Annotated in this window: 28 protein-coding genes and 1 riboswitch; of the genes, 20 read left to right on the top strand and 8 right to left on the bottom strand. The window is 36.6% G+C overall.

Translation table 11 applies throughout. The annotated features are described in order from the left end of the window. Nucleotides 1-8 precede the first annotated feature (8 nt). A complete protein-coding gene (locus VK91_RS18300) occupies nt 9-503 on the top strand; it encodes an RNA polymerase sigma factor (protein ID WP_048394861.1) in 495 nt (164 codons plus the stop codon). Next, nucleotides 490-1149, top strand: a complete 660-nt coding sequence (locus VK91_RS18295; RefSeq protein WP_048394860.1) for a zf-HC2 domain-containing protein — start codon at nt 490-492, stop codon at nt 1147-1149. The genes VK91_RS18300 and VK91_RS18295 overlap by 14 nt, the downstream gene beginning before the upstream one ends. A 227-nt stretch (nt 1150-1376) precedes the next feature. On the opposite strand, the gene VK91_RS18290 is transcribed toward VK91_RS18295, so the two are convergent. After that, nucleotides 1377-1697 (bottom strand): general stress protein, encoded by a 321-nt coding sequence (locus VK91_RS18290; RefSeq protein ID WP_048394859.1) that lies wholly within the window; start codon nt 1695-1697, stop codon nt 1377-1379. Between the two features lie 293 nt (nt 1698-1990). Here VK91_RS18290 and VK91_RS18285 point away from each other — a divergent pair, with 293 nt between their 5' ends. Together VK91_RS18285 and VK91_RS18280 are read left to right on the top strand one after the other, a co-directional pair. Continuing rightward, nucleotides 1991-3328, top strand: a complete 1338-nt coding sequence (locus tag VK91_RS18285; RefSeq protein ID WP_009374259.1) for a trypsin-like peptidase domain-containing protein — start codon at nt 1991-1993, stop codon at nt 3326-3328. Nucleotides 3329-3630: 302 nt separating this feature from the next. Then, a complete protein-coding gene (locus VK91_RS18280; protein ID WP_048394857.1) occupies nt 3631-4827 on the top strand; it encodes an MFS transporter in 1197 nt (398 codons plus the stop codon). 70 nt (nt 4828-4897) lie between these two features. On the opposite strand, the gene VK91_RS18275 is transcribed toward VK91_RS18280, so the two are convergent. Further along, nucleotides 4898-5101: an alpha/beta-type small acid-soluble spore protein gene (locus VK91_RS18275; RefSeq protein ID WP_004225662.1), complete on the bottom strand. Its 204-nt coding sequence runs from the start codon at nt 5099-5101 to the stop codon at nt 4898-4900. A 186-nt stretch (nt 5102-5287) separates the two neighbouring features. On the opposite strand from VK91_RS18275, the gene VK91_RS18270 reads away from it, so the two are divergent. The 6 genes from VK91_RS18270 (at nt 5288) to VK91_RS18245 (ending at nt 11330) form a co-directional block, all read left to right on the top strand. Continuing rightward, nucleotides 5288-5782 carry a DUF1456 family protein gene (locus VK91_RS18270; protein WP_048394854.1) on the top strand — a complete coding sequence of 165 codons (495 nt, stop codon included), beginning with the start codon at nt 5288-5290 and terminating at the stop codon, nt 5780-5782. 141 nt (nt 5783-5923) lie between these two features. Further along, a complete protein-coding gene (locus VK91_RS18265) occupies nt 5924-6118 on the top strand; it encodes a hypothetical protein (protein ID WP_004225659.1) in 195 nt (64 codons plus the stop codon). 203 nt (nt 6119-6321) lie between these two features. Continuing rightward, nucleotides 6322-6407: riboswitch (cyclic di-GMP riboswitch) on the top strand. Between the two features lie 105 nt (nt 6408-6512). Then, on the top strand, nt 6513-8264 hold the full coding sequence (locus VK91_RS18260; RefSeq protein ID WP_009374258.1) for a methyl-accepting chemotaxis protein: 1752 nt from the start codon (nt 6513-6515) through the stop codon (nt 8262-8264). Then, entirely contained in the window at nt 8254-9006 is a 753-nt protein-coding gene (locus VK91_RS18255) for an SDR family NAD(P)-dependent oxidoreductase (RefSeq protein WP_048394852.1), read from the top strand. The genes VK91_RS18260 and VK91_RS18255 overlap by 11 nt, the downstream gene beginning before the upstream one ends. Nucleotides 9007-9027: 21 nt before the next feature. Then, entirely contained in the window at nt 9028-10518 is a 1491-nt protein-coding gene (locus VK91_RS18250; RefSeq protein WP_048394850.1) for a sodium:solute symporter, read from the top strand. 137 nt (nt 10519-10655) lie between these two features. After that, complete coding sequence (locus VK91_RS18245; RefSeq protein ID WP_048394848.1) at nt 10656-11330, top strand: hypothetical protein; 675 nt, start codon at nt 10656-10658, stop codon at nt 11328-11330. 56 nt (nt 11331-11386) lie between these two features. On the opposite strand, the gene VK91_RS18240 is transcribed toward VK91_RS18245, so the two are convergent. Both VK91_RS18240 and VK91_RS18235 read right to left on the bottom strand, forming a co-directional pair. Further along, nucleotides 11387-13081 carry a methyl-accepting chemotaxis protein gene (locus VK91_RS18240; protein WP_048394846.1) on the bottom strand — a complete coding sequence of 565 codons (1695 nt, stop codon included), beginning with the start codon at nt 13079-13081 and terminating at the stop codon, nt 11387-11389. A 262-nt stretch (nt 13082-13343) separates the two neighbouring features. Continuing rightward, entirely contained in the window at nt 13344-14339 is a 996-nt protein-coding gene (locus VK91_RS18235; protein ID WP_082148176.1) for a M23 family metallopeptidase, read from the bottom strand. A 212-nt stretch (nt 14340-14551) separates the two neighbouring features. On the opposite strand from VK91_RS18235, the gene VK91_RS18230 reads away from it, so the two are divergent. From VK91_RS18230 to VK91_RS18220, 3 genes are all read left to right on the top strand, one after another. After that, nucleotides 14552-16447, top strand: a complete 1896-nt coding sequence (locus VK91_RS18230; protein WP_039884612.1) for a PrkA family serine protein kinase — start codon at nt 14552-14554, stop codon at nt 16445-16447. A gap of 239 nt (nt 16448-16686) precedes the next feature. Beyond that, the gene (yhbH, locus tag VK91_RS18225) at nt 16687-17844 is read left to right on the top strand and encodes a sporulation protein YhbH (RefSeq protein WP_048394843.1); all 1158 of its coding nucleotides are present in this window, start codon (nt 16687-16689) and stop codon (nt 17842-17844) included. Nucleotides 17845-17888: 44 nt separating this feature from the next. Beyond that, nucleotides 17889-19292: a SpoVR family protein gene (locus VK91_RS18220; protein WP_048394841.1), complete on the top strand. Its 1404-nt coding sequence runs from the start codon at nt 17889-17891 to the stop codon at nt 19290-19292. A 202-nt stretch (nt 19293-19494) separates the two neighbouring features. Here the strand turns inward: VK91_RS18220 and VK91_RS18215 are convergent, their stop codons facing one another. After that, entirely contained in the window at nt 19495-19908 is a 414-nt protein-coding gene (locus tag VK91_RS18215) for a hypothetical protein (protein ID WP_048394838.1), read from the bottom strand. A 195-nt stretch (nt 19909-20103) separates the two neighbouring features. Between VK91_RS18215 and VK91_RS18210 the strand changes: the two genes are divergently transcribed. Continuing rightward, nucleotides 20104-20979 (top strand): radical SAM/SPASM domain-containing protein, encoded by an 876-nt coding sequence (locus tag VK91_RS18210; RefSeq protein WP_048394836.1) that lies wholly within the window; start codon nt 20104-20106, stop codon nt 20977-20979. A 41-nt stretch (nt 20980-21020) separates the two neighbouring features. Here the strand turns inward: VK91_RS18210 and VK91_RS18205 are convergent, their stop codons facing one another. Next, complete coding sequence (locus tag VK91_RS18205; protein ID WP_004225641.1) at nt 21021-21410, bottom strand: helix-turn-helix domain-containing protein; 390 nt, start codon at nt 21408-21410, stop codon at nt 21021-21023. Between the two features lie 211 nt (nt 21411-21621). On the opposite strand from VK91_RS18205, the gene VK91_RS18200 reads away from it, so the two are divergent. Further along, on the top strand, nt 21622-22275 hold the full coding sequence (locus VK91_RS18200; protein ID WP_048394834.1) for a hypothetical protein: 654 nt from the start codon (nt 21622-21624) through the stop codon (nt 22273-22275). Between the two features lie 44 nt (nt 22276-22319). Here the strand turns inward: VK91_RS18200 and VK91_RS18195 are convergent, their stop codons facing one another. Then, nucleotides 22320-23993, bottom strand: coding sequence for a ribonuclease J (locus VK91_RS18195; protein ID WP_048394832.1), 1674 nt, complete (start codon nt 23991-23993; stop codon nt 22320-22322). Nucleotides 23994-24203: 210 nt separating this feature from the next. On the opposite strand from VK91_RS18195, the gene VK91_RS18190 reads away from it, so the two are divergent. Then, nucleotides 24204-24971 carry a DUF2935 domain-containing protein gene (locus VK91_RS18190; RefSeq protein WP_048394830.1) on the top strand — a complete coding sequence of 256 codons (768 nt, stop codon included), beginning with the start codon at nt 24204-24206 and terminating at the stop codon, nt 24969-24971. Nucleotides 24972-25010: 39 nt separating this feature from the next. Here VK91_RS18190 and VK91_RS18185 read toward each other — a convergent pair whose 3' ends face one another. Beyond that, entirely contained in the window at nt 25011-25505 is a 495-nt protein-coding gene (locus tag VK91_RS18185) for a L,D-transpeptidase family protein (RefSeq protein WP_048394827.1), read from the bottom strand. Nucleotides 25506-25639: 134 nt separating this feature from the next. Here VK91_RS18185 and VK91_RS18180 point away from each other — a divergent pair, with 134 nt between their 5' ends. The 4 genes from VK91_RS18180 (at nt 25640) to VK91_RS18165 (ending at nt 26604) form a co-directional block, all read left to right on the top strand. Further along, on the top strand, nt 25640-25873 hold the full coding sequence (locus tag VK91_RS18180; RefSeq protein WP_048394826.1) for a hypothetical protein: 234 nt from the start codon (nt 25640-25642) through the stop codon (nt 25871-25873). A gap of 44 nt (nt 25874-25917) precedes the next feature. After that, a complete protein-coding gene (locus VK91_RS18175; protein WP_004225632.1) occupies nt 25918-26127 on the top strand; it encodes a hypothetical protein in 210 nt (69 codons plus the stop codon). 12 nt (nt 26128-26139) lie between these two features. Further along, a complete protein-coding gene (locus VK91_RS18170) occupies nt 26140-26337 on the top strand; it encodes a hypothetical protein (RefSeq protein WP_048394825.1) in 198 nt (65 codons plus the stop codon). Between the two features lie 78 nt (nt 26338-26415). Then, nucleotides 26416-26604, top strand: coding sequence for a cysteine-rich CWC family protein (locus tag VK91_RS18165; RefSeq protein WP_048394824.1), 189 nt, complete (start codon nt 26416-26418; stop codon nt 26602-26604). Nucleotides 26605-26687 lie beyond the last annotated feature (83 nt).

Genomic DNA, 26687 nt, shown 5'->3' with positions numbered 1-26687 from the left:
GAAAATAGGTGGACTTTGAGGAAATCTATCACGAATACTTTAAAGAAGTTTATTTATATATCCTATCATTAAGTCACGATGAGCGCATAGCCGAGGAAATAACACAAGAAGCATTTTTTAAGGCATTAAAAGCAATAAAAAAATTTGATGGTTCTAAGGATATTCGAGCATGGCTTTTTACAATTGCGAAAAATACATATTTCTCACACTACAAAAGAAAGAAACGACAAGTAGATTCAGGTGCAGTAGAAGAATCAAGTATGGAAGTGCAAATTGTAAAGCATTTGATGAATGAAGAAGATGCCTTCATGGTTCATCAGTTTCTTCACTCGATGAATGAGCCATATAAGGAGGTCTTTTCATTACGTACTTTTGGAGAATTACCTTTTGAAAAGATAGGACGTCTTTTTGGAAAAAGTGCAGGGTGGGCAAGGGTTACCTTTTACAGAGCGAGAAAACAAATTATCGAGTATATGGAGGCGATGAATTATGAAAGAGATTAAATGCACAATTATTCAAGATGTTTTACCTCTGTATGTTGATGAGGTAGTTAGTGAAGATACAAAAGAAATGGTAGACGAACATTTACAGCATTGTGAAAAATGTCAAAAAGAATATGAAGCCATGAAACAGGAACTTTATATCCCGGCAGAAAATAAGGCTTTTCAATTTAAAGAGATCAGTAAAAAATGGCGTAAGAAAAAAGTGATCATTTCCATTACTTCGGTTTTCATAACGGCACTTATTTTATTGGGGACCTATTTGTCTGTTTTCTATTTTGAAACGGTTATTCCTTATTCGGAAGATTTGATCAAAATCGAAAGACAAAATGATCATCAGTTGGTTTCCCGATATTATGGCAAAAGCCGTGCAGGTGTTCACGGAACGTTTCCTAAGGAATTTGAAATTGATGGAGAGAAAAAGATTGTGAGTTTTATTTATTATACAAAAACAATGACTGATTCACCTTCGAGAAACCTGATTGATGATGAAAAGAGGCTTGGACAAGAAGATACCTTTGTTCTACCTGAAAGTGGAAATAACGATGCGGTATATTATGTGGAATTTGATTCAGAAGAGATGGTTCCTGGAGGAAAGGATTCTTGGGATTCAGTTTTAGAACGTGCAGTATTAATTTGGGAGAAATAATAATCTGATGGAAATCATATTTAGTTATTCCATTATCGGGTGCTTTTCCGTAATAAGGAAAAGTGTCATTCTTTATGAATAGGACCATATTGCTAAAGAAGACTCTTTAATGAAGAAGAAGAAAATTTCCTCGAGCAGATCATTGACAATAGTTGAAAGGCTATCTTGAATACAGAGACGAAGGTGTAAAATGAAACAAACCCGGGATTGGATTCCCGGGTTTGTTTTTACTTATTGGCAACTATGACCAATTTACCTGTATCCAGTTCCTTCTCGAATTGAGCAGCTTCCGATTCACTTAATCCGACAGAAGCTAACTTGTTGCGGAGTTCATCTCCACGGGAATTCACCAGGTTCTTCAGAGAAGTCAGGAACCCTTGCTCGCTAATACCAGCTTCTTCAGTCCCGAGTGCTTCGTTAATATCATCTTCACGTTCTTCATAGTGCGCAAAGATGTAAATGTTATCTCGAAGATATCCTTGCGCTTCTAATTTCTCCACTTCTTGTTTCGCCTGTACTACGTTTTCTACTGTCAATTTGACTGTCATTATTGATCCCTCCTATATATGTTCACATTCAATCTATTCCACTAAATTGAATGGATAAAACATCTTTTTAGTTTTTAATTATGTTAGAGTGGCATTAACAACTAATGGAATACTAATGAACAACTAGAAAACATTGGGAGTTGTTATTCTAAATCTTTATTCCAAAGCTACGTCCAATTCTTTATAGAGTCGGGTTTTTTTGTTTGCAATCAATAGAGGATTTAGAGAAACATCAGAGAATTGTATATAAGTACCATTATATGTAATGAAGAGCTTATAGGAGTTGTATGAAGATGATTGTGACAACTAGACCGTTAAAAATTAAATACAATAAATCAGCAAATACTTTTCAGGAGTTTATGCAAATTAATCACAACAAACATTCTCTTACGAAGGAAGTTGTTTTTCTACGATATATCGGTATACCTGATTCTGTAGATTTTTATAAAGATGAGATTCTAAAAATGGAGGAGTATTTCTCCAAGCAAAGCATTTTTTATTTACGACTGCATAAGCTTGAGGTCATTCGTAATAAGGAAGATGTAGATAGATTGTCGGAAAGTTGGAGAATGTGGCAGACTGCTGCTGAAAACCCGCAATTACTGTATAAGCTATCTTTGTGCAGTAAATTAGCGAGTGATCAACTTGAATGGACAAAAAAGCTAAGCTTTAAACAGATGATTCAACTATTTAAAGAAAATCAGCCTTATCCTAATGAAACGTTGTTAAAAAATTTTGCAGTTAAATTTTTGTATTGGATGGATTATTATTTACCACAAATTTTTTCGGAGGAAAATCCAACGTCCCCCAAAATTGTTTTTATAGGTGACATTACGCAGCATGAATTACTATTTTTATATTTCTTATCGTCACTGGGGTGCGATATTTGTTACATGAATCCCAAAGGAGATATTGCCAATATGTACCCTATAATAGAAGCGTCTTCTACCTTACATATGTGTCGTCATTTCTATGAAAAAGAAATAACATTGCCTATTAAAAGTACTTCAAGACAATTGAACATTCCTGCTCAAAAAACGAATGCGACAGAGGAGTGGAGTTATGAGCAATTAGCCTCCTTAGCCACATCTGTTGTGATGATTAAGACCTTCGGGGAGGATGACAAGGTTTTATGCTATGGCTCTGGTGTCGTTCTCCACCAAGATGGATATATTTTAACAAACCTGCATGTTGTGGGTGGTGGAAAATATTATTCTGTGCTCTATGAAAATGATACCAACGAGTATATTACCCATCAATTTGTAAAATATCATGATATGCATGATTTGGCTATTTTGAAGGTAGACAGAATAAGCCATCCTTTACCTGTAAAAATGGATGGACAATTAGTTCGAGGGCAAAAAATTGTGGCGATTGGCAGTCCGTTAGGATTGTTTAACTCAGTTTCTGATGGGATTGTTTCGGGTTTTCGTGATATTCGGCAAATGTCTATGATTCAATTTACAGCCGCTATATCAAATGGCAGTTCAGGTGGTGCTTTATTGGATATGCATGGGCGATTGGTTGGTCTGATTACAGCAGGCTTCGATGATGGTCAAAACCTTAATTTGGCTGTACCTGCCAATCTAATTTATCAGTTTGCTCAAAACTTTATAGAAATACCGTGTTGAATTTCCACTATTCGACCATTGCTTTTTCTTCAGTAATCTTATAGAATGTAGAACGGTATAAATGAACGATATATAAATCCTTTAATACGGTCCAGAGAGGCTGAAAAGGGCTATGTGATATTTTTAAGCTAATATCTTTGCTTTGTCATGCCCTTTTGTCCTCTGTGACGGAAGGGCTTTTATTATTGTTTCGTACCCCTCTTTTAAAGGAAGTCCCGTGAGGCTTCAAAAGAGAATGGACAAGACAGCTATAATCCATTCACTAAAAGAGATCGACAACTAGAAAATGGAGGCTAAAAAGAATGGATTATCGTAAAAAAACCGTGGTTGCTTCAGTGGCAGGGCTAACGCTAGAAGGAATGGACATTATGTTTATTTCCTTTGCTATGACAATGATTATTGCAGAATTTAATATTGATCTTGCAACAGGTGGATTGATTTCATCCATCACGAATATTGGGATGCTACTGGGTGGTATTATTTTCGGTGTATTAGCAGATAAATATGGTCGAGTAAAAGTGTTTACGTATACGATTATTTTGTTTGCCATCGGAACGGCCTTAACAGGAGTAGCAACAAGTATTGAACAAGTTTATGTTTATAGATTTATCGCTGGTTTAGGTGCTGGCGGAGAATATGGTATTGGGATGGCGCTTGTGGCGGAGGCCTGGCCAAAGAATAAACAAGGTAGAGCATCCTCTTATGTCAGTGTAGGTGCACAATATGGAGTAATTTTAGCTGCTTTATTAAGTGCTATTATTTTACCAACTTTAGGGTGGCGTGCATTATTCTTTGTAGGATTACTACCAGTTATTTTCGCCTTTATCGTACGTAAAAATATTGATGAATCACCAGAATGGTTAGCAGCGCAGAAACAACAAAATAATAAGCAAGAGAACGGGAAATTAGCACAATTATTTGCTTCACCTCGTATCACCATGACAACACTCTCCCTAATTCTAATGGCAACTGTTCAAATTGCAGGCTATAATGGTCTAATGATTTGGCTACCTTCGATGTTACAGAAATCGCAAGGTTTATCGGTTTCAAGCTCAGCATTGTGGACAATTAGTACCGCAGTTGGCATGATCATTGGAATGCTGACGTTTGGCAGATTTATGGATCGTTTTGGTGCAAAGCGAACATTCGGGATCTTTTTAGTAGCCTCTTCATGTGCTGTATTCTTTTACTCGTTTGCAACAGGTGCAGTAGCGATATTAGTAGGCGGTGCGGTTGTAGGATTCTTCTCTAATGGTATGTTTGCAGGGTATGGTGCATTAATTAGTAGCTTTTATCCAGTACAAATTCGCAGTACAGCAACAAACACCATTTTTAACTTTGGACGAGCTATAGGTGGGTTTTCACCAATCTTTGTAGGCTTTATTTTACAAAGCTACGATATGACTGTCGTGATGATTTACTTAGCAGCACTGTATTGTATTTCCTTTATCGTTATGCTAACGCTTAAGAGCTCAGGGAAGGAATTGCAAACAGCATAATTTTATAGAGCACGAAAGAACGAATTCCAATTATGTAAATGGGATTCGTTCTTTTCTTATTAGTATTTAATTATAATAAACCTTTTGAACGTTTTTCAGCGATTTCAACAAGGCGTTTTGTAATCTCTCCTCCAACGGAACCATTTGCGCGAGAAGATGCTTCTGGCCCAAGCTGAACGCCAAACTCTTGTGCAATTTCATATTTCATTTGATTGACAGCCTCATGTACTCCAGGTACTAGAAGTTTATTTGAACTGCGGTTATTGTTAGCCATTGTTCTCACCTCCTTGACCTTAGAATGGTTGCGATTAAATTTTTCATACATTTAAAAAGTAGGAAATGCACACGCTATTTGCTAACAACAACAACTTGTGGAAAGCTAGCAATAATCAGCAAACTCTCTGTTATAATTAAGCCTGGCTCTTTACTATATAAGGTTAATTAAAGGAGGAACATATAAATGACAAATAATGATATCTTAATTCGTTTACGCTATGCGTTCGATATAAAAAATGTAGATATGGTAGAAATTTTTAAACTTGGTGGCATGGATTATTCAAAGGAAGAAGTATTAAATATGCTGATTAAGATTAATGATGAGGAAGAAGCGCCAGAGGAATACATCAAATGTAATAATAAAATGTTAGAGGCATTTTTAAATGGATTAATTACTTTTAAACGCGGGCCTCAGAAACCAAGAGAAGGACAGGCTGTTGGACCTTTACCTGTGTCAGGTAAAGAAAGCCCAAATAATATGCTGCTAAAGAAAGTAAAAATTGCTTTAGCTTTAACAACTGAGGAGATGCTTGAGATTTTATATGACGGCGGCATTAAAGTTACAAAAGGTGAATTAGGTGCTATTTTAAGAAATCCAAGTCATCGTAATTATAAAGAGTGTGGCGATTCATTCGTACGAAATTTTTTAAGGGGCCTAACATATAAATATAGAGCATAATGCACAATGGATATCAATCATAAAGTGCCATTTTTTTCTTTAAAACTCGTTGACAATTTGTGACGAAAATGTGTACAATAAAATTATCACAAAATGTTCACAAAAAAGATGAAAAATGTTCACAGACAAAGGGGTGCTTGTATGATTTATTTTGACATCTTATTAGTAGCTATTGCATGTATTACAATGCCTTTTATTGTTGCAGTTATGTTAGATATTTTTTATGCGGAACGAAAAAAAGTACGCTTTTCATTACGTCGTACTTCCGTATGGTATATCGCTATGTTTGCGTTATCCTTTATACCTTCCGTATTACTTGTCACACAAAACGTATAATTTATTCAAACACTTAGGGGTAAGTGAATTGAAAGTGGACAGCTACAACGCTAATTGAGGTTGTAGCTGTTTTTATTTTGTTCAATAGATGAATCATAATTAAGTAATTTATATAATTATTAATGAAGGAACAGCTAGTATAAAATATGTATGTTTTAAGTAGAGAGCATTGACTACTTTTACCTACTGTGTTAATTTTGGTAGGGAAATATAGGCAAATTTACTGAAAAGTAAAGACGCAAAGCTACAGGTCTAAGGCAATAAATGCTATGGCGGCTGGGTTGCAAAAGAGTGCTAGTTGTATCATTCTCATTCTAGTTTTTGTTCTTTTATGCCTATTTCTTTTGAAATAGGCATTTTTTTGCAAGTAAAGTTCAAAGGAGGAAAAGGGGAAATGAAGTTGTTAAAAAACACATCATTAAAAAATAAGCTTTTACTAACAGTCTCTATCGTTGTATTACTGCTTATCGCTATTATTACGACGCAAAGTATTAGTGAATTGAATAATCGGATGAATGTGGATTTGGAGCAAGAATTAAAAAGTGTTGGTTTATTAACAGCTATGAACTTAGACAGTGATGAAGTAAAAGATTTGCTGTCCGAAAAAGGGGAAACAAACGCAAAGTTTACAAAGATCCAAAAGCAACTTGATATGATTCAGGACCAGCAAGGTATTATGAGCTGGAGTTATATTTGGGATGTCAAGGATGAGGGTGGCGTCAATCCAATTGGCTATACCTCTAATCTAAATGAAGTATATGAAGCCGGTGAAATTTTTACTGATTTAGCGGATGAACATGTAGAAACAGCAAAATTAGCTATTGAAAATAATAGTACAGAGGTAACTGATATATTCGAGGATCCTTTTGGTTCTTGGAGAACGGTTTTTAGTCCTATTAAAGATGATAATGGCCAACTGATTGCCCTATTAGGGATTGATTACTCCGCTGATTATATCAATACGATTATTAAAACAAGTGTGATTAAGCAAATTGTCATTGCCATTATCGGCATTTTAATTTTATTAGTTTTAGTTTACATAATTATAGATCGACTATTAAAGCCACTGAAAAAAGTAGTGAACGTTGCCAATCAAGTGGCAAATGGTGAATTAATAGATGTGGATTTAGAGACATCGAAGGATGAAATTGGTAAATTATCTGAATCCATTCGTACAATGGTGGCTAATTTGCAACATATTATTTTAAACATACGCAATACATCCAATCACGTTTCTTCAGCAGCCAATCAATTAACGGTACATGCTGGTGAAACTTATAACAGCTCAACAAATATTGCACTAGACATGAATCAAATTACACAAAATGCTGAGGCCTCGATGACCATGACAGAGGAAACAGCTGCTGCTATGGAAGAAACTGCAACAGGTATTCAGCAAATTGCTGATTCTGCAAATGTAGCTGCGGAATCCTCTATTTCAGCATCACAGGCTTCTGAACGAGGCAATGAAGTTGTACAACAAGTTATTGCTCAAATGGAGTTAATTAATGATTCTGTTGAACAAATAGGGACAACCATTAATGGACTACATGTTAATACTAAAAAAATAAGTGAAATTGTTAGCTTAATTACTGCTATAGCTGATCAAACAAATCTATTAGCTTTAAATGCTGCGATCGAAGCGGCACGAGCAGGTGAACACGGTAAAGGCTTTGCCGTTGTTGCGGATGAAGTGAGACGCTTAGCTGAACAATCCTCTCAATCAGCAACAGAAATTTACAATTTAATTAGTTCTATTCAGTCTGATTCAAACGCTTCTATCACGGTTATGGAGAAAGGTAAAGAGGATGTTAAGGTAGGGATGGCATTTACCAATGAAGTAGGCGAAATCTTTAAAGAAATTCTTACTTCCTCAGAAGAAGTAGCTAGCCAAATACGTGAAATTTCAGCAGCCTCACAACAAATTTCTGCATCCTCAGAAGAAGTGGCGGCATCTGTTAATAATATTAAACAATCTGCAGAGCAGTCAGCAGAGTTCTCTTCAAATGTCTCGAATTCTACACAAGAGCAATTATCTACCATGCAGGAAGTAAAGGATGCCTCTTCATCACTGGGCAAAACAGCAGAAGAGCTGCAAGGTCTAGTGGCAAAATTCAAATTGGAGAATGATCATAATGGACATTAATTTTACAGGAAAAAATGTTTTAATTACAGGCTCTAGTAAAGGAATCGGTAAAGCAATTGCTTTAGGCTTTGCGCAACATGGAGCCAATATTTTAATTAATTATATTGGGGATGAGCAAGAGGCAGAAGCTGTACGTGCAGAAGCAGAAAAGTTGGGTGTGAAAGCTTTAATATTCCACGCAGATGTTTCTAACTCTCAAGAAGTACAAGCGATGCATCAATTTATGGACGAGCATCTCGGGAATCTTGATATTCTTGTAAATAACGCTGGATTTGCACAGGGTTCCAGCATTACAGATTTAACGGATGAGCAGTGGGATCGTATGATTAAAGTTCATTTATATGGCTGTTTCTATAATTGCCGTGAAGCAGCAAAAAGAATGAAGGAACGTAATACAGGAAAAATCATCAATATTTCATCTGATATTGGTAGCTTGGGTTGTGAAGAATTCACGCATTATTCAGCTGCAAAGGGTGCTATTAATGCTTTTACAAAGGCTTTAGCAAGAGAATTAGCACCTTCTATACTTGTCAATGCAGTTGCTCCTAGTGGAACATTTACGGACATTCTACAAGAGTTTGGCGATAACTATGTGGAGGAAGAATCCGCAAAATATCCATTAAAACGTTTAGCACAACCAGAAGAAGTTGCGAAAAGTGTATTATTTTTAGCCTCTAATCATGCTGACTTCTATACAGGTCAAATTTTAACGCCAAATGGTGGGGTCGTAATGAACGGTTAATGGAAAACGAAGGAGTAAATAATGTTAAATATTATTATCTTTTGCTTATACTTATTATTTATCTATTATATTGGCTATAAAGGCTATAAGCGTGTCAACACAGCCGAGGATTTAATTGTTGCTGGCTGGAGCATGCCTTTATCCGTTGTCACGGGTAGTTTAGTCGCTGCATTATTAGCAGCTCCCTTCTTTTTTGCAGCGGTAGGCTCTGGCTATACAAGTGGTGGCTTTGAAGGTTCGGCAACAATGGGTGGTTTAGGGACTTGTATGATTCTTGGAGCACTCATTTGGACAAAGCCATTGCGACGTTTAAAGGGCTGGACATTAGCAGATTACTACGGTTTACGCTATGGCAGTAAAAAGCTAGGAGCCTATACAGGGGTTGTTATGGCAATTGCTTTTGGAGTTTTTAATGCAGCGGCGTTAACAGTTGGTGGAACGTATATTATTCAGCAATTATTGCAAATTGATTTTATACCTGCGGCGCTTCTATTTGTATCGCTAACGGCTATTTATTCAGTTATTGGTGGTTTATGGGCAGTAGCCTATACTGAAATCGTACAAGGTGCACTTGCAGTGGCAGGTATTTTGGGTATTACCATTTTTATTTTGTTTTACTATCCAGACGTTACATTTAATCCCGAGTGGTGGAATATCAGTACATTATTTGAGAAGGCAGGAGCAGAATTCTGGACTTTGTATCTTGTACTAGCACTTGGAGATATCCCTGCAGTTGACCTTGGGCAGAGGGTAGCTGCTGCAAAAAGTCCACGGGTGGCACAACGAAGCATGATTATTGCTGGTATTATTGTCATTGCAATTAGCTGGATTCCAGGGATGCTAGGGGAAGCCTTTAAGTCTATTTATCCTGAAAGCACAAACCCAGAAACATTGATGCTTACCTTTGCACAAGGTTATTTTCCTCCTTTATTAGCAGCTATTTTCTTAACAGCCATGGCAGCCATGGGGATGTCTACAGTAGCTGCATGTTATGTAGCGACTTCAGGGATTGTGACAAAGAATATTTATTTAGATTTTATTAATCACAATCCTGATCCTAAGAAGCTATTAAGATTTTCGAGATCTATTATTCTAGCTAGTGCTTTATTAGGTTTAGTGCTAGCTGTAAGCTTCCAAAAAGTAATTGATTTAGCTTATTTAGCTTGGGATATTATATTCGTAACAATATTCTGGCCAATCGTTTTAGGACCATTTTGGAAACGTGTCAGTACACCAGCAGTTTGGGCAAGTATTTCCGTTGGCTTAGTTTATTACATTGTGACATCACTAACATTCGTACCTAGTCTGACAATCCAATCAGAAGGCTTCATAGGTCTATTAAATGAATTATGGCAGGCTCCTGTATTTTCAGGTGTTGTTATAACTGGTATCACAATTGTCGTGGTGAGCATACTCGTTCCGCCATCTGAGCATGTTCTTGAGATGCATAAAATAGAAAAAGATAAAACATTAGACGACGTAAGTAGTAAAGAAGAGCTAATTGGTCGTTAAAAGCAAAAGCACGGATTCATTGTAAAGTTCAATGAATTCGTGTTTTTTATTAGAATGAAACGATAGAATCAAGAATACTATTGCTAGTACATCATCTGAATTTTTCTAGTGATTATCTTGATAAAGGCGGGAATTGGATGAAAAATATTTTCTTCATTTTATTAGGGATTGTCTATCTTTATCTAGCAAATGCCATTGAATTAGTCATTATTAAGCAACTATTTTTTTTAATCGGGCTGGCTTTAGTCGGTCTAGGGAGTATCCGTTATTTAAAAGAGCGTTATATTTCCATACAAACTTTGACAGCCATGACGGAAGCTAGTGAGGAGGAGATAATGGCTATTCCTCATACACAATGTACAGTTTCCAATGATGCTTTAAATGCTTTACTGTTAAATGAACAGACAAACATGCTTATTTTCGCCCGAAGAGAAGCTTTAGACGAAGAACTAAAAATTATAGAGGTTCCATTTAACAGAATATATGAGGTTGCCATCATGGAAGATGAAGTATTTACGGTTAGAACAAAGAATCATCTAATGAGTGGTTCCTTACTTGCTGAAGCAGATGAAATAGAAGAAGAGGAGGTAGAAGAAGATACAATTTCACAGCTATCGCTAAAGTTAGTAGTAGATCATTTATCAGAGCCTATTCAAGAATATATGTTCATGGATAATAGTGAAGATCCAATATCAAAAGAGGAGGACGACTATAAAGAAGCCATAGAGCTTTGTGAGAAATGGTTTCAAAAGATAAGTGTTATTATTAAACGTCATGAACTGGAACGAGTGCCAATAAGTCATTGGCAATAAGAGAGAAGGCTATCTCAAAATAGAAAAATTTGAGATAGCCTTTGTTGTTTAGATGATTAAATTTTAAATTGCTGTAGCTGCGTATTTAACTCTTCGGCCATTCCAGCAAGCTGATTTGCACTTCTAGCGATTTCATCCATTGTAGCGGCGGTTTCCTCAACAGTTGCTGTTGTTTGCTCAACGCCAGCAGCGGATTCCTGTGAAATGGAGGCCATATCATCAATAGAAGCATTAATGGTTTCCGAATTTTGAGCAAGCTGATTTAAATTCGTTGTAATCGTTGAAATATTAACTATCATATCCCCAACAGCATCAGAAATTTTTTCAAATGTTTCATTAGTTTCATCGAGCTGTGTGGTTCCTCTTTTTACTTCCTCATAGCCAGTCTGAAGGGCAGATGTTACATTGCCAGTCTCACCTTGAATACGCTGGACAATTGTTGCAATATCCGTGACAGAGAACTGTACTTGCTCAGCAAGCTTTCGGACTTCATCTGCCACAACAGCAAAGCCCTTGCCATGCTCACCTGCTCGTGCTGCTTCGATTGCTGCATTTAATGCAAGTAAATTTGTTTGGTTTGAAATATCATCGATAACTGACACTAGCTTGGATATTTCAGCAGACTGTTCATTTAAATTTTCTACCTTTTTCACAGAGTCTAATACAATTTCATTTATTGTAGCCATTTGTTTGGTAGATTGCACCATTAAACTTTTCCCTGAAACCGTTAATTTTTGAACATGACTAGAATGTTCGCTTAATTCAATGCCCTCTTGTGTAGTTTCATGAATGCTACGCTTAAATGCTGTCATTGTTTCTGCCAAATCACCTGTGGTAGATGCTTGTGTTTCTGTACCAGATGCCAGCTCTTGCATCGTTACTGTAATTTGCTCAGTACCTGCTTGTACCTCATTCGATGATTGAGCAAGTTCTTCACTACTAGCTGCTACTGTTTCAGAAACCGAGTAGATAGATTGGATCGTTTGTTTTAATTTTTCGTTCATGTCATTGGCTGCTACCATTAACGTTCCAATTTCATCTCGTGTTTTTACAGGCAAAGGCTCTAGTTGCAAATTTCCATCTGCTAATTCTTTCATCCGGTCGGCTACTACTGTAACAGGTTTAGAGATGGTACTGGCTGTGATAATGGCAATTAGAATACCAGCTATAGTTAGAATCAAGCTAAAGACGATACCAATTGTTCGATTCTCAGAGCTAGTTGATACAACATCATTACCGACATCTGTAATGGCTTTAGCGCGTTCATCTGCCAGTTTTTCGTAACCATATCGCACTTTCGTTACGAGTTCATGTGTATCCATTAAATTTTCTAAAGCTAATTCTTTATTGCCCTTTTGGTAGATATCAAATACCTCTGTATTGACAAGGGTACTCCAATCTCGGGCAATTGCTACAAGTTGATCGCGTTCATCTGATTTTTCATATTTGTCTAGAATAGCGTTATTTTCCTCAGCCATTTTGCGATACTCATCAAATGATTCTTTGTATTTTTCGTCACCTGTCAACACATAATTTAACGCTGCAGATAGGCGGACACTCATAGAGAGTGCTAAATTTTTACTTGCATCTAAAACAACTAAATCTTCTTTCACTAAATCTTTTGCTTGTTTTTCCATATTTGTATTGGAATTGTAAGTGTAGGTTGTAAAGCTAACTACTAAAACTAACAAAAGAATAAATGCACTTAAAATTCGTGTTTTAAGTGTTTTAAACTTGATAATGCCTTTCATTTTCCCATCCCTTTACTATCTCATTGAGAAATTTTTTCAACACAAGTATTATTTTATAACTAATTATGCGTATTAATAAGCCTTTCGATAGAAATATTTAAAAATAGTTTTTTAGTACAATGATATAATTATTTTCCTTTTCTTAATAGTTAAATATATACAGATGTCTAACAACTAATTTATATGTTTATGTAGAATTTCCTATATAGAAAGAAAATACACCTGAAGCAAAATGCTTCAAGTGCCATAAGTAAAGGATTCTCTATTGTTTTTGATTTTTCGCCTGGCGTTCCCACTGTAGAAGGGAAGGATAAGGGTCAAAAGCCCATTCCGTTTTTCCATTAAATTTATAAATACCATAATGAAGATGTGGAGGGAATTTGCCCGATGTACCTTCTTTTCCATAGCCAGAGCTTCCAACATAGCCAAGAACAGTACCAGGTTTTACAATTGTACCTACTTCAATTTCCTTATGATAGCTACCGAGGTGGGCATAATAGTGGTAGGAATTATGATTGTCCCGAATACCAATACGCCAGCCACCAAATTGATTCCATCCTTTTACCTCAACAATTCCAAAAGAGGTAGATAATACAGGCGTTCCATAGCTGGCAAAAATATCAGTTCCCTCATGAATACGGCGTCCACCCCAACCACGATTGGCGCCCCAAGTGCCCCTGTAACTGTAATCAGAGCGGATATTTAGCGGGAAGGTATGTGCATCAAGTTCTATAGTTTTAAAATGTCTGTACAATGTGGAGATGGTAAATATTTGATTGACTGCTTCTTCGCTTCCGTAATATTCCCATAATGCTAATTTAAAATCCTCATCTGTTGTTCCAAATTTCCCTAAATAACTAGCCATCGAAAAAATGACATCCTCATCATCCTTTGGACTAGCGATTCCATCATGATTACCGTCAAGGCCCATTCCTCCGAAATAGCTAATTGTCTCAGGAGAAGTGTCTTCCTTTACAGGATTTAATGCACCTGACCAGTATTCATCAGAAAATTGGATAGCCAAATAGCCTTCTCGTTTAGGGATGTCTTTACGAACTGATTGTAGGTTTCTCTCATACTGATCGATAGCAGCTAAAAAATGCCAGGGAATGAGTAATTCATCGAATTGTACATAATAGGACATACGCTGCTGTAAAATTTCTTCTTCTGTAAGATCCTCCTTTGCAAAAGAGGCAGAAGGGTACAGCATAATCCCTAAAAATAAAAATGTGAAAAGAAATATAAAATGGCGATGCAATGATGGACCTCCTTTCTAACGTTAGAATAACCGAAATTTTTATCTTCATTCAGTAAGGTTCTATGTATGAAAACAGTTGATATATCGGCAATTTTTTTGCCCCCAAAAATAGAAATAATAAGAAGAAACTTCATCAAAGAAAAAGTAATGGTATCATCATGCCATTAACTTCATACTATGTTATAAATCAAGCCCTGAATGGAGGGAAGGCTATTAACATTTTAGATAAAGTGAAAAACTATCGCGAAGAAGAAAACAGGCTGAAGTGGGAAGGGACATTTGCAGATTATTTAAACATCATTAGGGAAAGACCTGAAGTTGCTCAAACAGCCCATTCACGCGTCTACAATATGATAAAAAGTTCTGGTGTAGAGGAACGCGATGGGCAAAAAATGTACAAATTTTTCGGACAAGAAATTTTTGGGCTTGAAACAGCAATTGAAAGACTGGTGGAGGAATATTTCCATCCAGCAGCACGCAGGTTAGATGTTAGAAAACGTATTTTATTATTAATGGGACCAGTTAGTGGTGGTAAATCAACTATCGTTACCTTACTAAAACGCGGATTAGAGCAATATTCGCGAACAGATGAAGGTGCAGTTTACGCAATTAAGGGATGTCCAATGCATGAAGATCCGCTCCATTTAATTCCACATCATTTGCGTAATGAGTTCTTTGAGGAATATGGGATTAGAATTGAAGGAAGTTTATCGCCTTTAAATACAATGCGTCTTGAAAAGGAATACGATGGACGCATTGAAAATGTAATGATTGAACGTATTACTTTTTCAGAAGATAAACGTGTGGGTATAGGGACATTTACACCATCAGACCCTAAATCACAGGATATTGCAGATTTAACAGGAAGTATTGATTTTTCTACAATTGGTGAATTTGGTTCAGAGTCGGATCCTCGTGCTTACCGCTTTGATGGGGAGCTGAATAAGGCCAATAGAGGAATGATGGAATTCCAGGAGATGCTAAAACTAGATGAAAAATTCTTATGGAATTTATTATCATTAACGCAGGAAGGAAATTTCAAAGCAGGAAGATTTGCTTTAATTAGTGCAGATGAGTTAATCGTTGCTCATACAAATGAAACAGAGTATCGTTCATTTATTTCGAACAAAAAGAATGAGGCATTACATTCTCGAATTATCGTTATGCCAATTCCCTACAACCTCAAAGTTAGTCAGGAAGAGCATATTTATGAAAAGATGATAAAAGAGAGCGATATGTCCCATGTCCATATTGCACCGCATGCTTTAAAGGCCGCAGCAATCTTTTCGGTTCTCACTCGTTTGGAAGTTCCGAAAAAACAAGGTGTGGATCTAATTAAAAAAATGCGCTTGTACGACGGAGAAAATGTGGAGGGATTTAATTCCGTTGACTTAGAGGAGCTGAAGAAAGAGTTCCCGAATGAAGGCATGAACGGTATTGATCCACGCTATATTATTAACCGTATTTCTTCTGCTATTATCCGCAAAGAGATACCATCGATAAATGCATTAGACGTTTTACGAGCATTGAAGGATGGGTTAGATCAGCATGCATCGATTTCTCAAGAGGATCGTGAAAAATACATGAATTACATTGCGGTTGCTCGTAGAGAATATGATGAAATTGCTAAAAATGAAGTACAAAAGGCTTTTGTGTACTCCTATGAGGAATCAGCAAAAACATTGATGAATAACTACCTTGATAATGTAGAGGCATTCTGTAATAAAAATAAAATTTATGATCCACTTACTGGGGAAGAAATGAATCCAGATGAAAAATTAATGCGCTCGATTGAGGAGCAAATTGGCATTTCAGAAAATGCTAAAAAGGCATTCCGTGAAGAGATTCTCATTCGAATTTCTGCCTATGCACGAAAAGGTAAACGTTTTGATTATAATTCTCATGAAAGATTGCGAGAAGCCATTCAGAAGAAATTATTTGCAGATTTGAAAGATATCGTTAAAATTACTACTTCTTCTAAAATGCCAGATGAATCTCAACTGAAGAAGATTAATGAGGTTGTGGCAAGGCTTGTTGATGAACATGGCTATAATACAACATCAGCAAATGAGTTGCTACAGTATGTAGGAAGTTTGCTCAATCGATAACTTGATGTTCATTGTTCCAAGTAAGATAGGAGTGTCCCATTTTTAGGGCACTCCTTTTATTATCAGGAGGAGAAGATGTCCGAGACTTTGAAGAGATACTTTAGAGCATGGTCGAAAAAAATCTGGACGTTTGAGGCGTGATTGATAAATATACAATTGATTTTATGAAAAAAGTTCAAAAATTTAGCTCACAAGCATAGTATAGAAAAAGCGAATTTGATAGATGGGTGAGGATAAAAATGACTGAACACGAAAATAAACGCTTTGTCATTTCTCAGGAAAATTGGTCCCTCCATCGTAAAGGGCACCAGGACCAACAACGCCATATGGAAAAAGTGAAAGATGCGATTAAAAATAATTTACCTGATTTAGTTAGCGAAGAAAGTATTGTGATGTCCAATGGTCGCGAGGTTATTAAGATACCAATTCGGTCACTTGATGAATATAAAATTCGATATAACTATGATAACTCTAAGCATGTAGGGCAGGGACAAGGGGATAGTAGTGTTGGAGATGTAGTAGCGCGGGATGGCAGTAAGGCCAATCAGGCTCCAGGTAAAGGAAAAGAAGCGGGTGACAAGCCTGGCCAAGATTATTATGAAGCGGAAGTCAGTATTGAGGAAATTCAAAATGTTTTATTTCATGAACTAGAGTTACCTAATTTACAGCAAAAAGAAAAGGCAGATATTAAAACAGAAAAAATAGAGTTTAATGATATTCGTAAAAAAGGACTCATGGGTAATGTCGATAAAAAGCGTACCATTTTAAATGCATTAAAGCGCAATGCGATGCATGGGAAAGCAGAAATAACGCCAATCCACAATGACGATTTACGTTTTAAAACATGGGATGAAGTGGAGAAGCCAGAATCCAAAGCAGTAGTGCTCGCCATGATGGATACAAGTGGCTCAATGGGCGCATTTGAAAAATATTGTGCGAGAAGCTTCTTCTTTTGGATGACGAAGTTTTTACGGTCAAAATATGAAACAGTAGAAATTGAATTTATTGCTCATCATACTGAGGCAAAGGTTGTCACAGAAGAGGAGTTTTTTACAAAGGGCGAAAGTGGTGGAACCATTTGTTCTTCAGCTTATAAAAAGGCATTGGAATTAATTCAGGATAAATATCATCCGTCTCGCTACAATATTTATCCTGTCCATTTTTCAGATGGTGAAAATATATCGATGGACAATGAAAAGTGCTTGAAGTTAGTAGGAGAGTTAATGGATGTATCCAGCATGTTTGGCTATGGTGAGGTGAATCAGCATAACCGTTTCTCAACGCTTATGTATACGTATAAAAAAATTGATGATCCTAAATTCAGATACCATATTTTGAGAAAAAAAGGCGATGTGTATGACGCCTTAAAGAGCTTTTTCAAGAAAAGTGAAGAGTAACATGGAAATATCCTCAGCACCACGTTCAAAGGAGGGGGCGTAAAATGGACACAAAAGAGCTTCATCGTGCAATAGATGAAATTACCGAAATTGCCTCAAGCTTTGGCTTAGATTTTTATCCAATGCGTTATGAAATTTGTCCAGCAGATATTATTTATACATTTGGCGCCTACGGTATGCCCACGCGCTTTTCCCATTGGAGCTTTGGAAAACAATTTCATAAAATGAAGCTTCAATATGATTTAGGACTTAGTCAGATTTATGAGCTTGTCATTAATTCAAATCCTTGCTATGCATTTTTACTCGATACCAATACTTTAACCCAAAATAAATTGATTATTGCCCATGTTCTAGCACACTGCGATTTCTTCAAAAATAATATACGTTTTTCTAATACAAGAAGAGATATGGTAGAAAGTATGACCGCAACTGCGGAGCGAATAGCTGGCTATGAGAGAGAGTATGGCAAGGATGAGGTGGAGCAGTTTTTAGATGCTGTTTTAGCTATTCAAGAACATATTGATCCGTCAATTTTAAGACCGAAGCTATCCTGGAGTGAAGAGGATGAGCTTGAGGAGGAAAAACCACCAACAAAATCACCGTATGATGATTTATGGAGTATAGAAGAAAAAGAAAAAGTTTATAAACCAATTCGACGCAGATTAAAGCAATTTCCTCCTCAGCCAGAAAAGGACCTGTTGTTATTCTTAGAGGAACATAGCCGTGAATTGGAAGACTGGCAACGAGATATATTAACAATGATGCGAGAGGAAATGCTTTATTTTTGGCCTCAATTAGAGACTAAAATAATGAACGAGGGTTGGGCCTCATTCTGGCATCAACGAATCATGAGGGAGCTAAAGTTAACTACTGCTGAAACTATCGAATATGCCAAATTAAATGCGGGGGTTGTGCAGCCCTCCAAAACATCGATTAATCCATATTATCTTGGGATTAAAATTTTCGAGGATATTGAAAATCGCTATAATAATCCTACCGAGGAAATGAAACGGTTAGGTGTTTTGCCAAATACGGGACGTGAAAAGATTTTTGAGGTAAGAGAGGTAGAATCAGATATTTCCTTTATTCGAAACTATTTAACAAAGGATTTAGCGAAGCGTGAAGATTTGTACTTGTTCCAAAAGAAAGGGAATGAATACCGTATAACGGATAAGGATCATGAGATAGTTCGCGATCAACTCGTATCCATGCGTGTAAACGGAGGCTTCCCATATATTGTGGTAAAAAATGGCGATTATTTGCGGAATGGCGAGCTATATTTAGTTCATGGCTATGAAGGGATGGAGTTAGATCCACACTATTTAGAAAATGTATTACCTTATATTTACCAGCTATGGGGACGTCCTGTTCATTTAGAAACCTATGTCGATAAAAAGCCGATGCTCTATTCATATGACGGCACAAAAAATTATAAACGCAATGTATAATAAAAAAACTTCTATCTGTTGAGGGTACCATCAAGCAGATAGAAGTTTTTTCATCGTGTTGAAAAACAAAACCATCAATAGTATTTTTTTTGAAAGGTCAACAATCGGTTGCAGGCTACTTGCTTTCCAGTGGCAGAGCACAGAGCCTCTTCGTGTAAAATGGCCTTTTTTTTGCTACTGACATGATCTTTTTGAAACCAATCTACTCATCTTCTTCAGTTAATACATCAGTTTCTTCATTACTTTCACTATGGTTAGAGGATGAATGAATATCACTTTCAATGACAAGACTATCCCGTACTTTAATGCCTTGTTGCCCACCAGCTTCGTCATTATTATTACCAGCAATACCACTTCTTCCATTACCGTCAGCAAATTGCGAATTGACGTTGCGTGTGTGACTACCGTTACTAGCATTTTGTCCACCTTGGTTGGCATTTGTGCCTACATCATGATTGATTTGGCCTCCGCCTTCTGCACGTTGCTCAAAGTGAAAATCTGTATTTCCTATATTGAATGTGAAGTTTATTGTTATATGATTTTTCCCTTGTTTGTTAGAGGATTCCTGCTCAGGTTCGTCAGGTCCATAAAATTTTTTAGAATTAAAACCAGACATCGTTTCTCCTCCCTTCCTTTCCTATTACTATTAAGATATTAGCGCTTCTTGAACCCACCTGTACGTGTAGCCATGTTACCTAGAGAAAAGGTAGGTGTGTCTAGGGAAAGCTCAACGATTTTTGCTATCTATCCAATAAATTTGTTAAAATGAATGAGATTTGATTATTTAGTGAATGGGAACGGAGAAGCAACATTGAGAACATTTAAAAAGGTTTATATAGAAATTACGAGTGTTTGTAATTTAGCATGCAGTTTTTGTCCACCTACAGCGCGTGCAAAGGGGCTTATAAAAGTCGAACAATTTAATAAAATATTAGATGAAATTCGTCCACATACAAAATATATTTATTTGCATGTGAAAGGAGAGCCATTACTACATCCAAGAATTGATCAGCTATTAGACGCTGCCCATGCAAAAGGATTCAAAGTCAATATTACAACGAATGGTACGCTAATCAAAAAAAATCGCGAGAAAATATTAGGAAAGCCAGCATTACGTCAAATTAATTTCTCGTTGCATAGCTTTGATGGGCATGAAGGCTCTGAAAATCGTGAAAAATATTTAGAGGATATATTGGATTTTGTGCGAGATTCTAGGGAATACAATACGATTATTTCCTATCGTTTATGGAATCTACAACAGGATCATGTTTCGGATGTTGCAGCTCGTCGCAACCGCGAGACTTTAGAAATATTAGAAAATGAGTATCATCTTGATTATCGTATAGAAGAAAAAGTAGAACCTGGTAAAGGTGTAAAAATTGCCCCTCATGTATATTTAAATCAGGATCATGAGTTTAGATGGCCAAGTCTCCTAGAGCCAGAGGATGAAGGTAAGGGTTTTTGCCATGCACTGCGTAGTCAAGCAGCTATATTGGTGGATGGTACCGTAGTACCTTGCTGTTTGGATGGGGAAGGTGTCATTAATTTAGGAAATGTACATGAAAAATCCTTTTCCGACATTGTTGAAGGGGAGCGTGCCAATAAGATTGTTGAAGGCTTCTCAAGAAGAGAAGCTGTGGAAGAATTATGTAGAAAATGCGGCTATCGTCAAAAGTTTGGTATGTAGCTACTAAAAGTTACTTTGAAATAAAAAAGCAGCTCCAATGGTCATTGACCGTTAGAGCTGTTTTTCTTTGATTGAGAATCAATCGTATCTAAAAAATCCTTCGTTATACGAACTACATATTTTACCTCGTCTAAATTTCGTTCTCTTAATAATGAGCGATGAATGTCTAGCATGAGGTTTTTCTCCTCAATATCAGTAACGCCAGATAATTTTTGAAAATTAAATAGCTCCTCAGGGGTAATGTCTAATGCCTTCATGATTGTTTCCAAAGTACTTAAGGTAATATTAGATTGTCCATGCTCAATATTGGAAACTCTTCCTTTACTGAAACCTAACTTCCCTGTTCTTTCAGCCACTTCTTCTTGGCTAAGTCCTTTAGATAATCGAATAATCCGAAGTTGTTCACCTACTAGCTTTAAAAAATCTGACATATGATTCACCTCTATGTTAAAAGCTAGTGAAAAACAATGGAAATGACTATACTATTATAGTGGTATAATAGAGAAAAAGTTACATTAAAATGGTACAATCTTTAGAGTAATACTTTTATCCAGACAAATGACCTAAATAAATAACTAGGTATGCGTTAATGAAGATTGTATTTAGGGTATTAATTGGGACAGAGGATTGGAGGGTTCATACATGGTGAAGCAGTTTTTTTTAGAAGAAATAGCAAAAGTCCAAATTGGTCATTTAATTGTGAACGATCAATGTTTTACTAGGGAAGGTACTCCTTTTATCACCAAAGCAACACTATTGAAATTATTGGTAGATGATGATGCTAGTCAAGTGCCAAAGATTGATCACACGGTTGATTCATTAAATTTGTCACTGGTACCTGCAAAAAGCATTCTTCTCAACAAATTAAATTTAAAGGAAACCATTATTTATCAATGTAAAAAAGCTGTGTGCATCGGTCATGATATCATTGCCATTATTCCAAATGAATCCATTGTTGTTAGTGACTATTTATTTCACTTTTTTAAATGGTATCAAATAAATAAAGAGAGGCGTCATATCCTTCGTTTAATAATTGAATTACCTCCTCTTGATATACAACATAGAGCAGCACAACTATTAAACGCTATTCAACATTTATTAATGAATAAAGATTCTTTAGTCACAGCGGTAGAAAAACTTCCACAGTATTTCGATAATGTGTCAAAACAAGTAAATCAGCATTCAAAAAACTTACATCATAGCTTTGAACAGCTCCAATATTTATATGCTGATATGTTACATAAGGTTTATAATGGAGATTTCTTAAATGATTCCTTTCAAAGGTTGAGCAATTAACATAAGTCGGTGCAAATGGATTGGGCAATCCTTGCACCGACTTGTTAAATTTCAATAATAATTGGTAAAATCATGGGCTTTCTTTTTGTTTGGGTAAATAAATATTGTCCAACAGCTCTTTTAATTTCTCGGCGAAGGACATGTATTTGCTGTCTGCCCTCTTCTTGAAGCTCATTGACGATTTCTTTGGTAAGCACATTGACTTTAGTTAACAGTGCCTCGAAATCTTTAGCATAAACAAAACCACGTGAAATGGTATCGGGTTCTGAAATAAAAGCACCGTCTGCTTTATTGAGTGTCAATACAATAACAAGCATTCCGTCTTCTGAAAGTTGCTTGCGATCACGGAGGACAATACCTTCCACCTCACCAATGCCAATCCCATCTACATAGGTATCCCCAGCAGGAATTTTCCGTGTCTGCCTTGCCTTTGAATTTTCAATATCAACTACATCACCATTTTTCATAATAAATGTATGTCCCTTTTGAACGCCAATAGATTCTGCTAATAAACGATGTTGATGTAACATACGATACTCACCATGAATAGGGATGAAGAATTTAGGCTTCATAAACGTCAGCATAAGTTTCAAGTCCTCTTGATGACCATGTCCTGATACATGCATACCTGTATGACTGGAAGAACCATAAATAACCTTAGCACCAAGCTGAAACAAATTGTCTACAATGCGAGAAACGCCCTTTTCATTACCTGGGATTGGTGAAGCCGCAAGAATGACTGTATCGTCTGGTAAAACTTTAATTTCGCGATGATTACCATTTGCTATTCTTGCTAGTGCAGCTAGAGGCTCACCTTGGCTACCTGTGCAGAGGACCACGACCTCTTCTGGTGGGAGGTATTTGACCTCTCGTGCATCAATTAACAGATCTTCTGGTACAAATAAATAACCTCGTTCAATCGCGACATCAACGACATTGACCATGCTACGCCCTACTAAAGCTAGCTTCCTATTGGTGGCAATTGCAGCATGTACGATTTGTTGGATGCGATTAACATTTGAAGCAAAGGTTGAGATGATTACTTTTCGTTCAGCATGTAAAAAGGCTTCCTCTATATGATGCCCTACAAGTTGCTCAGAAGGGGTCAAACCTGGTCTTTCTGCATTTGTACTTTCAGAAATAAGGACAAGCACACCCTTTGAACCGATTTCAGCCATTTTATGAATATCAGCAAACTGGTTGTTAACGGGCGTTAGATCAAATTTAAAGTCTCCCGTATGGACAACATTTCCTTCAGGGGTAGCTAAAACGATTCCTAAACAATCGGGTATACTATGATTGGTTCTAAAGAAACTAATATCGATTTGTCCTAAATGTAGTGCTGAATCAGCATGAATTTCAATTAAATCCGTTTCTCTTAAAAGTTTATGTTCCTTAAGCTTTAACTCAATAAGTCCGAGGGTGAATCGGGTAGCATACACAGGGACATTTAATTTTTTTAGTAAATAGGGAATTCCACCAATATGATCCTCATGTCCATGTGTGACAATTAATGCCTTAATTTTCTCCTTATTATCAAGTAAAAATGTAATATCAGGAATGATTAAATCAATTCCGAGCAGGGTTTCATCCGGAAATTTTGCTCCACAATCAATAATAATTATGTCATCTGCATATTGTACTACATACATATTTTTACCAATTTCATTTATCCCACCTAGGGCGAATATGGATAATAGCTGTTTACTTGTTGACAACGTATTTCCCTCCTATAGTTTTAAATAAAGCCATCTAAATGGTTTTGCCATAGATAGTATAGCTTTTAGCATTTCATCCTATACGAAATTTACAGTAAGACTAATTGTATAGCACGAAGAATAGAATGGGGAGATAACAGAAAGCAAAGACAGCTCGAGGGAAGTTTTTTAGTTTATTTCTCTAAAATCAAGATAAGAGGAGGTAGACCTTTGTCAAATTTTGTGCAACATGCCATTTTCGAGCATAGATTTTGGCTAGAAATCATGCAAAACCACGCTCAATTTATTCATGACGCCCTTTATCCCTCAGAAGAAGAAGATATTCAAAGAGCCCATACGTATATTTATCAATTCTCGCAGCTACTTACCTATGTCCCTTCACTCGATGATTCAAATGCTGTATCCTTTTCAGTGTCCGTGGACGACAATGTTGAGCAATTTAAGCAGTTCAAGCTTCGTCTACTCAGACATCAACTATTGGGGGATATTGGGATTCATTTAACGCCTACGTTTGTCAATCATATGGTTAATGAATTAGAAGAATATCAAAATGTGCTGGGTTATTTAAAAAAAGGAGAAGCACCACCTATTTTTCATGAGCTTCATCATCATTTAGTTTGGCTTTTAGATGCCTCCGGTCATGCAGGCATTATTAATGATGATTTAGATGGTGTTGAGAAGCGTTTGAAGCAAAAGAGCCATGAGTTTGCTCAACACTTTGAGCAATTTTATTTAAAGGCTGTTGAATTAACAGGCTATTTACGTACGAATATGAATTCCTTTCCTGCTTTAAAACGCTTTAGTAAAGATGTTGAGCTTGAAATGACATTATTTAAAACATTTTTAAGAGAACTAGAAGAAATGGAGCTAAGTGCAGAGGTGCTAGGTTCATTTACAGCTCCTATGGCGGATCATATGTGGCGTGAGGAGCAATACTATTTAACGAAGCTCGCACAGGCTAGAGAACAAGATAAGTAAAACAAGAGGCTATCTAAACTAACTAGATAGCCTTTTAAGTTAGGGATGAATCACTACTTCTGTACCTATTGGCACAATACTGGCTAGCTCTTCAACATCTCGATTTTGCATGCGGATACACCCATGTGAAACAGCATGCCCAATAGAGCTAGGATCATTTGTGCCATGAATTCCGTAGTGTTGTTTAGAAAGACTCATCCACATCGTGCCAAAAGGACCACCAGGGTTTGGCGCTTTATTGATGATCATAAAACTACCTACTGGTGTTTCGTGAAGCATGCGTCCAACTGCAATTGGGTATTGTTTTTGAAGGATATTATCTCTATATAAACGGAGCCAGCGATTGTTGGTAGATATCTCAATACGGTAAGGAATTGTGTCGGGCTCAGGCAAGCCAGGGATGACGATTTGTTGACCCATGAAAAGATGATCAGGCTGAATTCCTGGATTAGCAGCGAGAATGGATGCCAAAGATGTACGGTAATCTTGAGAAATTTGAGTAAGGGTTTCACCAGCTTTGACAGTATGAATCAATTATTGTTCCCTCCAATGCAAAGGTTTATTGCTCTACTATATGCATCAGATGTTTTATGTAATTTTAGGAATGCAAGGTTTTTCAGTTTCTGGACAGAATAAGCGGTGACATTGCAGGATTAAGGGGCATAAAGATGAAGGAATTTAAAATTACGTATTTTTTTGATGAGGTACATTATGTACGAAGATTCATTTTTATTGAATCGCAACAAGAGGCAGAAAAATTAGTGAAAAATGAACGTGATCAATATATCTCCTTTACGGATAGTAGGGGGATATACCATGAACTGCACACAAAACATGTACGAGTTATTCAAATAGCTGAGTATCATCGAATTGATAAAAGTACGAAAGAGAAAGACACATAATCTGTTCAGCATTACACACATTATAGGAAAAGGAGTGTGACAGAATGGACATCGAAAAAATACCACATGAAAAGAAAATGTTCATGAATTTAAATAGTAAGGACAAGCCTGACATGGTTGAATCAGATACGATTAGTCTTTTCGATCTGCATGAGGATATGCAAACTGTAGATGCCATTCCGATAGAGGAACTCAATAAGCGTGTAAAAAGAGAAGGCGACGAATTAATTGAAATGCAGCCAGATGAATTATAGGAGGTAAAAATGATGAATCGTGAAAAAGACATCCAGTTTACATCTGCAGGCACAAATATTAACGAAGTGAAGCAAAAAAATGCAGAGGCAGGATTATCCTATAATGAAGTGAAGGCCCTGTTAGCAAAAAGTGGCGGACGTGGAACATCTATTTATAGTGACACTGACATTGAAGAAGTAAAACAAGATATACACAAGCATCAACATTAAAGTTTTGGGAGGAGCAAGGTATTGAGCGCTCTTCCCTTTTTATTTTACAATGATGAAAAATAAAGGAGTTGTAAAAGCATGTCAACTGGAGAAATAAAATGTCCATTATGCGGAGGCGAAAACCATTGTGGCGTGGCAAAAGGTGAAAAAGAGTGCTGGTGTATGACAGTTAGCATTCCAGAAACCCTGTTAACTACAGTGCAAAGAGAGCCAAATCTATGCATTTGTTCAACATGCATAGCTACATATAAGAAAGAGCAAGTATAGTTTTTTACGATGATAAAGGTTGGTAAAAATTGAGCAATTGGTACAATTGTCTATCGCACAACAACCTAGCAGGCATACATTAC

Source organism: Lysinibacillus sp. LK3 (genome assembly GCF_001043675.1).
Lineage (GTDB): Bacteria > Bacillota > Bacilli > Bacillales_A > Planococcaceae > Lysinibacillus > Lysinibacillus capsici.
This window is presented reverse-complemented; position numbering and strand designations above follow the sequence as displayed.